A 9,937-nucleotide genomic window follows, 5' to 3' on the forward strand; every position below is an offset into this window, starting at 1 on the left:
TCGGTGCGGCGGGACGACCCGTGCTCGCGGCGCGCCCGGCGCTCCCCGGAGATCCCGCTCAACGCGCGGGTGCCGCGCTACCGTGAGGCTGTGACGTTCAATGAGGGGGCCTCGGTCGGGGGCAATCGCGCCCGCCGCCGGGGCCGCGGCGTGGCGATCGCCGGTGGCGGCGTGGTCGGACTCGGCGCGATCGCCGTACTGCTGCTCAACCTCTTCACCGGAGGCGATTTCTCGGGTCTGCTCGGCGGAGGCACGGATGCCGCGCCCGGCGCCGGCGGCGGGTCCGAGATCGCGCAGTGCGAGACGGGGGCCGATGCGAACGAGGACGACGCCTGTCGCCTTGCCGCAGGCTCCCTCGCGATCGATCAGTACTGGGGCGAGACGCTCGAGGGATACGTCGAGCCCGCGCTCGTCATCGTCGACGGTCAGACTCCGAGCGCGTGTGGGACGGCGTCGAATCAGACCGGTCCCTTCTACTGCCCGCCGGAGCAGACCGTCTACATCGACCCCACCTTCTTCGCCCTTCTGCGGGAGAGGTTCGAGGCGAGTGCGGGCAGCCTCGCGCAGCTGTACGTGCTCGCGCACGAGTACGGTCATCACGTGCAGAATCTCGCCGGCATCCTCGAGGCGTATCCGACGGGAGACTCCGGTCCCGACAGCAACGGCGTGCGCATCGAACTGCAGGCGGACTGCCTGGCCGGTTCGTGGGTCGGGGCGATGACCGAGCAGGAGGACGAGAGCGGCGTCCCCTACCTGCAGGCGCCCACCGCCGCGCAGCTCGCGGACGCGCTGGATGCCGCCGCCACGGTCGGCGACGACCACATCCAGCAGGAGTCGGGCGGGTTCGTCAATCCCGAGAGCTGGACTCACGGCTCGAGCTCTCAGCGACAGCGCTGGTTCGACGCCGGCTATCGAGACGGACCCGAGGCCTGCGAGACATTCGGGATCCCGGGAGAGCAGCTGTGAGCACGCAGAACGGCGACGCGGCGTCGCAGGGGGCAGGCGGCGCGCTGTACCCCCCGATCGAGCCCTACGAGACCGGCGAGCTGTTCGTCGGCGACGGCCAGCGACTGTACTGGGAGCAGTCGGGCAACCCGGACGGCAAGCCCGTCGTCTTCCTGCACGGCGGACCCGGAGCGGGGACCTCGCCGTGGCAGCGCCGGCTGTTCGACCCCGAGCGGTACCGGATCGTGCTCTTCGACCAGCGTGGATGCGGCCGCAGCACGCCGCACGCGAGCGCCCCGGGTGCCGACCTGCGCCACAACACGACGTGGCACCTCGTGGCCGACATCGAGCTGCTGCGCAAGAACCTCGGTATCGAGAGGTGGCAGGTCTTCGGCGGCTCCTGGGGGAGCGCACTCGCCCTCGCCTACGCGCAAACGCATCCTGACGCCGTCACCGAGATCGTGCTGCGCGGCATCTTCACCCTGCGTCGGCACGAACTGGAGTGGTTCTACGAGGGCGGCGCCGAGGCGATCTTCCCCGATCTCTGGGAGAAGTTCGTCGCGCCGATTCCGGTGCTCGAACGCTCACGCATGATCGAGGCGTACCACCGGCGCCTGAGCGATCCCGACCCGGCCGTGCACGTCCCCGCGGGCATGGCCTGGACGACGTGGGAGGCCTCGACCCTGACGCTTCGCCCCGACCCGGAGCTCGTGGCGTCGATGACGGATCCCGCCGCTGCCGTGGCGTTCGCGCGCATCGAGAACCACTACTTCATGCACGCCGGATGGTTCCGGGAGGGGCAGCTCATCGCGGACGCGGGGGTGCTGCGTGACATACCGGCCGTCATCGTGCAGGGCCGATACGACGTCTGCACGCCGCCGATGACGGCGTGGGATCTGCACCGGGCGTGGCCCGAGGCCGACCTCGTGATGGTCGACGACGCGGGTCATTCGGCCACCGAGCCCGGCATCCAGGCCGCCCTCGTCGCCGCGACCGACCGATTCGCGGCGCACTGACGCGGGCTCGCGTCCGGGCGCAGGAGGCCGCTCAGATGAGGGAGAGCTCGCGCAGCTTCGCCTCGACGTCGGCGTTCGAGGGCTCGACGTGGTGCGAGGAGTCCGGGTAGACGACCACGGGGATGTTGGTGCGACCGGAGATGTCGCGCGCGACATCCGCCGCGGCCGGCTCGGCCTCGAGGTCGATGTAGGTGTACTCCACACCCAGCTCATCGAGCTGCTTCTTGGTGCGCCGGCAGTCGCCGCACCAAGTGGCGCCGAACATGGTCAGGGTCTCGGAGGATGCAGAAGTCATACCGACAAGCCTAAAGGCGCGCGGGATCAGGGGCGCCCGAGGCCGCGGTAGGTCCACCCGGCTGCGCGCCACGCCGCCGGGTCGTAGCTGTTGCGGCCGTCCACCACCTGACGACGCGCGACCTTCGCTCCCACGGCCTCGGGGTCGAGGTAGCGGTACTCGTCCCACTCCGTCACGAGCACCACGACGTCGGCTTCCTCGACGGCCTCGTCGAACTCCTCGCGGTAGTCCAGCTGCGGGTGCAGGCGACGCGAATTCTCGATCGCCTCCGGGTCGGTGACGCGCACGTCGGCGCCGAGGCCCTTGAGGCGTACGGCGACGTCGAGTGCGGGGGAGTCGCGCACGTCGTCGGAGTGCGGTTTGAAGGCGAGGCCGAGCACGGCGACCCGCTTGCCGTAGGGCTCGCCGTCGAGGGCGTCGACGACGTGGTCGACGACGCGCTGCCGGCGGCGCAGGTTGATCGCGTCGACCTCCTTGAGGAAGGCGACGGACTCGCCTCGACCGAGCTCTTCGGCGCGGGCCATGAAGCCGCGGATGTCCTTCGGCAGGCACCCGCCGCCGAAGCCGACCCCGGCACCGAGGAACCGGCGGCCGATGCGCGCGTCGAAGCCGATCGCGTCGGCGAGCTGAGTGACATCCGCGCCGGTGACCTCGGCGATCTCGGCCATCGCGTTGATGAACGAGATCTTGGTCGCGAGGAACGCGTTCGCCGAGACCTTCACGAGCTCGGCGGTCGCGTAGTCGGTCACGACCAGGGGGGTGTCGTCGCCGAGGGCGGTGGCGTACACCTCCCGGAGGGCTTCTTCGCCGCGGGCGCCCGCCTCGGACTCGGGCGCGAGACCGAACACCAGCCGGTCGGGGGTGAGCGAGTCCTTGACGGCGAAGCCCTCGCGCAGGAACTCGGGGTTCCACGCGAGCACCGCACCGGATCCGTGCTCGGCCACGCGCGCCGCCAGCCGGGCGGCCGTGCCCACGGGAACGGTGGACTTGCCGACGACGACGTCGCCGGGGGAGAGCTGCGGCAGCAGCTGCTCGAGCGCGGCATCCACGTAGGTCAGATCTGCCGCGTTCGAGCCCTTGACCTGCGGTGTTCCGACCGCGATGAAGTGCACCTCGGCCCCCTTCGCCTCGGCGATGTCGTCGCTGAAACGCAGGCGCCCGGTCTTGCCGGCGCTGATCAGAAGCTCGGGCAGGCCCGGCTCGAAGAAGGGCGCCTCGCCGCGTGTGAGCGCGGCGAGCTTGACGGGGTCGACGTCGATGCCGACGACCTCATGCCCGAGCTCGGCCATGGCCGCGGCGTGCACCGCGCCCAGATACCCGCATCCGATCACCGAAACCCGCATACCGTTCCCCCTCGTTGTCCGTCTTCATCCGCGAAAGAGGCCTGCTTCCCGAGGCGATCGACGACTCGGGCGCAAGGCCCACCTCAGACGATAGCGGCGCGGCCGCTGCCGTCGAGTCCCGCCCCGGCAGAGATCATGTCGAGAGCGCGGCGCAGCGCGGTGCTGGAGGTGTGGGCCGTGTACGGGAAGTACACGACCTCGACGCCCACCGCTGCGAACTCCCGCTCGAGGGCCAGGCCTTTCTCGGTGCCGCGCCAGTCGTCGCCCTTGAAGAAGTGCGTGAACCCCACGTCGCGCCAGGCATCGATCTTGTCGGGCATCGTCTCGACGTACACGTCGTCGACGAAACGGATGCTGCGCACGATCTCCGCGCGCTCGATTGTCGGGATCACGGGCTCGACACCCTTGACCTGACGCAGCATTTCATCGCTCACGACCCCCGCGATCAGGACGTCGCAGTTCTCCCGAGCGTGTTTCAGGATGTTCAGATGGCCGACGTGGAACAGATCGAATGCTCCCGCGGCGTAGCCGATGCGCTGTGGCATGAAGGTTCCCCAGTTTCCCCAGATGCCCGGCTCCCCAGCCGAGCGACGCGGCTCCCCAGCCCCGCTGCGCGCCAGTCTAGCGCGACGGCGGCGAGGTCAGGATCCGTCGCGGAGGGCGTACTCGCGGTAGGTCCTGCCCAGAGCGCCGGCCAGCATCCCGAAGCCCCGCGCCGCGAGGCGCGCGCCGCGGGCGTCGTGTACGTCGTCGCGGGTCAGGCGCCCCCATGCGCAGCGCGCCGCGCCCATGCACGTGCGCGCGGCGCCGACGACCGCCCAGCGGCCGCGCCGCAGCGCCCGCCGCGGCGGGGTGGTGCGCAGGCGCACATCGCCCGCGACGGTCGTCGTGCCCACCCGGTACGCGCGGCGCAGCACCCACGCACGGGTAGTCCGCTCGGCGGGCACCGGATCGATCACGCGCGCGGCCGGCGCCGAGACGATGCGTGCCCCGAGCGCGACGGCGCGGCGCGTGAAATCGATGTCCTCGCCGCCCGTCGCGGCGAAGCGCTCATCGAAGCGCAGGCCGAGGGCGGCGATGACGGTCAGATCCAGGAGCAGGTTGTTCGTCGGCGCCGCCGGCATCGAGACGCCCTCGGCGAACCGGACGCGACGGAAGAATCCGCCGGCGATGATCCAGGGATCCACACCCTCCCCGAACACCGAGTGCACCTCGCCCGAGACGGCATCGGCGTCGCCGGCCGCCCACGGGGCGACGAGCGCGGCGAGCCAGCCGTCGTCGGGGATCTCGTCGTCATCGATGAAGACCAGGGCGTCGGCGCCCGCGGCGGTCGCCGCGTCCAGGGCGGCGTTGCGGACCGCGGCGAGTCCGCGCGCGGGTTCGATCATGTGGAGGGCCCCCGCCGCGTGCGCCGCGCCGGCGGCCGAACCCGCGGGATCGTTGTCGACGACGATGATCGTGGAACGGATGCCGGGGGTCGATGCGGCCTGAGCCACCACGACCGCGAGCAGTTGCGCGAGCTGCGCGGGGCGGTGGAAGGTGGGCACCGTGACGGCCACGAGCGGGAGGACGCCGGTCACCGCACCCGCTCCGGCGCGCGGGTGCGCCGCGCGGCGACGGCGTCGGCGTAGGCCGCGGCGTGCAGCATCCCGGTACGGGTCCAGTCCCGTACCGAGAGGTCCGGCGCCGCCGGAGGGTCGCCGGCGACGGCCGCCATGAAGCTCTCGAGATCGCGGGCGTCGAGCTCGCCGGCGAACATGTGCACCCACCCCGGTCCCACCTCGTCGGCGAGCGCGGCGTTGACCTCGTTCTGCGGGACGAGCACGGGCCGGCCGAGTGAGAGGGCGGCAAGGACGACACCCGAGTTGTGCATGAACCGGTAGGGCAGCACGAGACCGCGCACGCGGGCGATGGCCGCGGCGAAATCGGCCTCGGCGAGGAAGCGCAGATCGAAGGCGATCCGTTCGTCTCCGGCGGCGAGCGTTCGCAGCTGATCGGCGAGCTCGGCGCTGCTGGGATTCCCGGCGATCCGGAGTCGCCAGTGCGGGTGTCCGGTCCGGGTGGCGCCGAAGGCCTGGATGAGCCCCTCGACGCCCTTGTAGCGACGAACGAGGCCGACGAATCCGATGGTCTGCGGATCGGGCGTCGTGTCCCCGTCCCGCGCGAACCAGTCGCGGAAGTGGCCGTGCGGGATCACCGTGGACGCGCCGTCGACGCGGGTCTGCTCGTTGAGGAGGATCCTGTAGTCGGTGCGCCGTTCGATGCCCTCCAGCATCCGCCGTTCCGCGCGGGTGACATCTTTCGGGAGCTCGACGTTGTGCACCGTGCGGATGACCGCGACGTTCGTCAGACGCAGGCGGCTCAGCAGGGCCCGGGCGTACACGCGGCGTGCCCATGCCTTGAGCCTGGTCGACCCGCCGAGAAGCGTCTCGGGCCAGTGGAAGTGGATGGCGTCGTATCGGCCGAGCAGCGCCCGGCGCCGATCGAAGCGCAGATGTTCGACGCCCGGCGCCTCGGCGAGGGCGGCATCGAGCATGTGGATGTAGGGGTTCGTGGTCGGTCGCGGCGCCCCGAACGACTGCATCACGCGCACGCGGCGCGCCGGATCGATCGATGTGTCCCCCACGCGGGCCATTCTGGCAGGTGGCGGGGCGTGTCCGTGCGAGCGCCTATGCTCTAGTCCATACCGACGTGCAGTGGTTGGGGGATCTGAGCATGTCCGAGTCGTTCGCCGCGTCCTATCGCCGGCTTTCCGCGGCCCAGAAGGGCCACGCCCGGGGTGCGCCCGGGTATTCCGTCTATGTGAACAGGCGCATCGGCCGTGTGCTCGCGGCCGCCGCGCACACGTGGGGGCTCACGCCCAACCAGGTCACGATGATCAGTGCGGCGCACACGTTCGCGGCCGTCGTGGTCCTGCTCGCGGCGCCCGCCGCGTGGTGGACCGGTGTGATCGTCGCCGTCCTGCTCGCCCTCGGCTACGCCTGGGACTCGGCAGACGGGCAGCTGGCCCGCCTGCGCGGGGGCGGGAGCCTTGCCGGCGAGTGGCTCGACCACTTCGTCGACGCGGTGAAGATCGCCTCGCTTCATCTCGCGGTGCTCGTCGCGCTCTGGCTGCACACGCCCTACCGCGACACACCCTGGCTGCTCGTGCCGCTGCTGTTCTCGGTCGTGGGTGTCGTCACCTTCTTCGGGATGCTGCTGAACGATCTGCTCAAGGGCAAGAAGGGCGTGGCGTCGACCCACGCGCGAGGCGGCGGCACGTTCGTGCGGTCGATGATCCTGGTGCCCACCGACTACGGGCTGCTGTGCCTGCTGTTCGCGCTGTGGGGCGCAACCGCCGTGTTCCTCTGGGCGTACACGGCCCTCATGGTGCTCAACGCGGTCTTCCTCGTGCTCGCCGCGGCGAAGTGGTTCCGCGAGATCCGGGCCCTCGATCGCACGCTCGTCGCATGAGCGGACCGAGTGCCTTCGAGAGCACCCGGTTCGCGGTGATCATCGTCAACTACGGCTCGAGCGCGCTGCTCGAATCCGGCGCCGCCCGGCTCGCTCTGCCACCCAACGGCACCGTCGTGCTCGTGGACTGCTTCAGCGACGTCGACGAACGGGCGAGAGTGGCCGCGCTCGCCGAACGGCACGGATGGACGAGCGTGCTGCTGGATCGCAACGCCGGATTCGGCGGGGGCAGCAATGCGGGCGCGCAGACGGCGCTGCGCACCGGCGCCCAGGTGCTGGTCTTCCTCAATCCTGACGCGCAGATCGATCGCGCCTCGCTCGCCGCCCTCGTCTCGACGGCGGCGACCGATCCGTGCACCCTCGTCTCCCCCCGCATCGTGACGGGGGACGGGGGCGCGTGGTTCGCGGGTGCCGATCTGTACCTCGATGACGGCACCACCGCGGGTGCCGCCCGGCGGGCGCGCAACGGGCATCGCCCCCGCCGGGAGTGGGCGACCGGGGCGTGCTTCGCCGTGTCCGCGCCGCTCTGGGAGCGGGTGGGCGGCTTCGACGAGGAGTACTTCCTCTACTGGGAGGACATCGACTTCTCGCATCGCGTGCTCGACGCCGGAGGACGACTGCTCCTGCTCGAGGAGGCGCGGGCGGTGCACGACGAGGGCGGCACCCACGGCGATGCCGTCGCCGGACGAGCCAAGTCCGAGACGTACTACTACCACAACATCCGCAATCGGCTGCTGTACGCCGCCAAGCACCTCGACGACGAAGACCTCGCCGCGTGGCTGCGCTCCGCGCCGCGTGTCGCCTACCGCGTGCTGCTTCAGGGTGGCCGACGGCAGCTGCTGACATCCATCGCGCCCTGGCGCGCCTATGCCCGGGGACTCCGGGACGGCCGTCGCGTCGCGCGCCGCCCGCGCGCGACGCCGGCGGGCACCGATCCGACGCGACGCTAAAGTCGCACCGACAAGGGGGTTTCCTGTGGCTACGCAACGCAAGGCCTACATTTTGACGGTCTGCACCGCGAACGTCTGCCGCTCGCCGCTGGCGGAGTTCGTGCTCCGAGAGGCCCTCGACGACCTCCCGGGTTTCGAGAGCGTCGTCGTCGAGAGCGCGGGCGCCGGCTCCGCTCGCGCGGACGCGGTCTGCACGCGCGTAGCCGGCCGCCGGGACACGGAGCAGTGGCGCGATCTTGCGGCGGCGCATAGGCCCCGTACGCTCACCAAGGCGCTCGTGACCCGGTCGCAGCTGATCCTGACGGCCTCGCGGTCGGCGCGCGCCGCGGTCGCGCGCATCGCGCCGGACGCCCGCTCGCGCACCTTCACGATGCGCGAGGCCCTCTGGCTCGCCGAGGACTACCGTCCCGACCCCGCGCTCGTCGGCAGGGACGCCGTGCTCGCGCTCGCGGTGTACCTCGACCGCCAGCGCGGACTGCGGCCCGCGCCCGTCCCCCGGCCCAAGCGGCTGTGGGGGTCAGCGCCCGTCGATCCCTTCGACATCCGGGACGGCCACAACATCGACGACCGAGCGCACGGCGCCACCCTCGACGACGTCGAGCACGACGCCCGACGCATCGCGGCCCAGCTCTCCAGCGCCGCGGAGCAGACCAAGCCCGGCCTGCTGCGTACGACGCTGCGCCGCTGAGAGCCCGCCGTCAGCGCGTCGCGGCGCTGCGGAGCACGTCGGCGGCGCGCTCCCACGTGAACTCGTCGATGACCGCGCTCCGTGCCGCGATCCCCGGCCGGCGTCCCCACTCCGCGTCGATGGCCTCGGCGATCACCCCGGCCTCGGCGAGGGGGTCGACGAAGCGCGCGTACTCGCCGACGGTCTCGCGGAAGACGGCGATGTCGCTGACCACCAGTGCGGAGCCGTGCAGGGCGGCCTCGACCGCCGGCATCCCGAACCCTTCATCCAGGCTCAGGGAGATCGTCAGCGCCGCGTGGGCGTACATCCAGGTCAGCTCGTCGTCAGAGATCGGACCGAGGAACACGACGCGCCCCGCGGCGCGCAGCGCCTCCAGCTCTTCACCGAGCCCCGGGCCTCGCCCGGAATGCGCAGTGCCGCCGACGACATACAGCGGCGACCGGGCGGTGATGCGCCCGCTCGCGCCCGCCGCCCGCAGAACCGCCGCGAGATTCTTGCGCACATTGAGCCGGCCGACGGTGATCGCGAACTCCTGGGCCTCGGGAACGTCCGGAGGTCGGCGTCCGGCACCTGTCAGTGTGGCCGGAGGAGCAAGGCCCGTCACCGCGATCGGCGCGGGGGCGGCGGGCCCGTGGCGACGGATGCGGTCGGCCTCGGTGCGGGTCGATGTGGCGACCACGTCGGCGGCCGCGCTCCAAGGGAGCATCGGCGCGAAGTACACGCGCTCCTTGCGGGAGAACCACTCCGGATGTTCGGCGAACATCACGTCGTGGATGAACACGACCGATCGGGCGCCGGACGCCCTGCGCGGTGCGTAATTGTGAGAGATCACCGCATCGGCGCGAACCCTCGACGCATGCCGGGCCAGCTCCAGCCGGTTGGAGAGAGCATGCGGCCACAGGCGCGTGCTCACCATCGCCATGCTCAAGGGCAGGTCGGCGGGTCGGTCCGCGCCGCGCACGGCGACGACGATCTCGTCATCCGGGAAGGCCCGCGCCCAGGCGAGGACGAACTCCCGCTGGACGGTGCGGTTGGCCAGCGGTCCCGACCGCCACCAGTACCCGTCGAACAGCACGCGCATCTGCTCTCCCCCCACCCAGGCACATCCTAGGTGGACGTATGCGCGTACGCGAATGAAGCGGATGTCGACAACCGGGCCCCGCGTGTCGTATAGTCCGTTCTGAACGGCCGTGGGAAGTCGTTCAACTGGGGAATCTGGGGATACGCGTGAACGCACGTTTTCGTGC

11 protein-coding genes are annotated in these 9,937 nt (G+C 71.3%); 5 read left to right on the forward strand and 6 right to left on the reverse strand.

Annotated features, from left to right (window positions below; genetic code table 11):
* The first annotated feature begins 90 nt into the window (after nucleotides 1-90).
* Together AB2L57_RS00900 and pip are read left to right on the forward strand one after the other, a co-directional pair.
* On the forward strand, nucleotides 91-966 hold the full coding sequence (locus AB2L57_RS00900; RefSeq protein ID WP_292810219.1) for a neutral zinc metallopeptidase: 876 nt from the start codon (nucleotides 91-93) through the stop codon (nucleotides 964-966).
* The gene (gene pip / locus AB2L57_RS00905) at nucleotides 963-1,961 is read left to right on the forward strand and encodes a prolyl aminopeptidase (RefSeq protein ID WP_409047859.1); all 999 of its coding nucleotides are present in this window, start codon (nucleotides 963-965) and stop codon (nucleotides 1,959-1,961) included. Before AB2L57_RS00900 ends, pip begins: the two co-directional genes overlap by 4 nt.
* 31 nt (nucleotides 1,962-1,992) lie before the next feature.
* Here the strand turns inward: pip and AB2L57_RS00910 are convergent, their stop codons facing one another.
* The 5 genes from AB2L57_RS00910 to AB2L57_RS00930 form a co-directional block, all read right to left on the reverse strand.
* Nucleotides 1,993-2,256 (reverse strand): glutaredoxin domain-containing protein, encoded by a 264-nt coding sequence (locus AB2L57_RS00910; RefSeq protein WP_292810215.1) that lies wholly within the window; start codon nucleotides 2,254-2,256, stop codon nucleotides 1,993-1,995.
* Nucleotides 2,257-2,282: 26 nt separating this feature from the next.
* On the reverse strand, nucleotides 2,283-3,599 hold the full coding sequence (locus AB2L57_RS00915) for a UDP-glucose/GDP-mannose dehydrogenase family protein (protein ID WP_292810213.1): 1,317 nt from the start codon (nucleotides 3,597-3,599) through the stop codon (nucleotides 2,283-2,285).
* Between the two features lie 83 nt (nucleotides 3,600-3,682).
* A complete protein-coding gene (locus tag AB2L57_RS00920) occupies nucleotides 3,683-4,144 on the reverse strand; it encodes an adenylyltransferase/cytidyltransferase family protein (protein WP_292810211.1) in 462 nt (153 codons plus the stop codon).
* A 96-nt stretch (nucleotides 4,145-4,240) separates the two neighbouring features.
* Complete coding sequence (locus tag AB2L57_RS00925; protein ID WP_292810209.1) at nucleotides 4,241-5,179, reverse strand: glycosyltransferase family 2 protein; 939 nt, start codon at nucleotides 5,177-5,179, stop codon at nucleotides 4,241-4,243.
* Nucleotides 5,176-6,225 carry a glycosyltransferase gene (locus AB2L57_RS00930; RefSeq protein WP_409047860.1) on the reverse strand — a complete coding sequence of 350 codons (1,050 nt, stop codon included), beginning with the start codon at nucleotides 6,223-6,225 and terminating at the stop codon, nucleotides 5,176-5,178. Before AB2L57_RS00930 ends, AB2L57_RS00925 begins: the two co-directional genes overlap by 4 nt.
* Nucleotides 6,226-6,314: 89 nt before the next feature.
* Here AB2L57_RS00930 and AB2L57_RS00935 point away from each other — a divergent pair, with 89 nt between their 5' ends.
* From AB2L57_RS00935 to AB2L57_RS00945, 3 genes are read left to right on the forward strand one after another with little or no spacing between them, the layout of a single operon-like run.
* Complete coding sequence (locus AB2L57_RS00935; RefSeq protein ID WP_292810205.1) at nucleotides 6,315-7,052, forward strand: CDP-alcohol phosphatidyltransferase family protein; 738 nt, start codon at nucleotides 6,315-6,317, stop codon at nucleotides 7,050-7,052.
* On the forward strand, nucleotides 7,049-8,002 hold the full coding sequence (locus AB2L57_RS00940; RefSeq protein ID WP_292810203.1) for a glycosyltransferase family 2 protein: 954 nt from the start codon (nucleotides 7,049-7,051) through the stop codon (nucleotides 8,000-8,002). Before AB2L57_RS00935 ends, AB2L57_RS00940 begins: the two co-directional genes overlap by 4 nt.
* A 25-nt stretch (nucleotides 8,003-8,027) precedes the next feature.
* Entirely contained in the window at nucleotides 8,028-8,690 is a 663-nt protein-coding gene (locus AB2L57_RS00945) for a hypothetical protein (protein WP_292810201.1), read from the forward strand.
* A 10-nt stretch (nucleotides 8,691-8,700) separates the two neighbouring features.
* On the opposite strand, the gene AB2L57_RS00950 is transcribed toward AB2L57_RS00945, so the two are convergent.
* Nucleotides 8,701-9,786 (reverse strand): glycosyltransferase family 4 protein, encoded by a 1,086-nt coding sequence (locus AB2L57_RS00950; RefSeq protein WP_409047861.1) that lies wholly within the window; start codon nucleotides 9,784-9,786, stop codon nucleotides 8,701-8,703.
* Nucleotides 9,787-9,937 lie beyond the last annotated feature (151 nt).

The sequence above is a fragment of the Microbacterium sp. HA-8 genome (genome assembly GCF_046111165.1).
Taxonomy (GTDB): Bacteria; Actinomycetota; Actinomycetes; order Actinomycetales; family Microbacteriaceae; genus Microbacterium.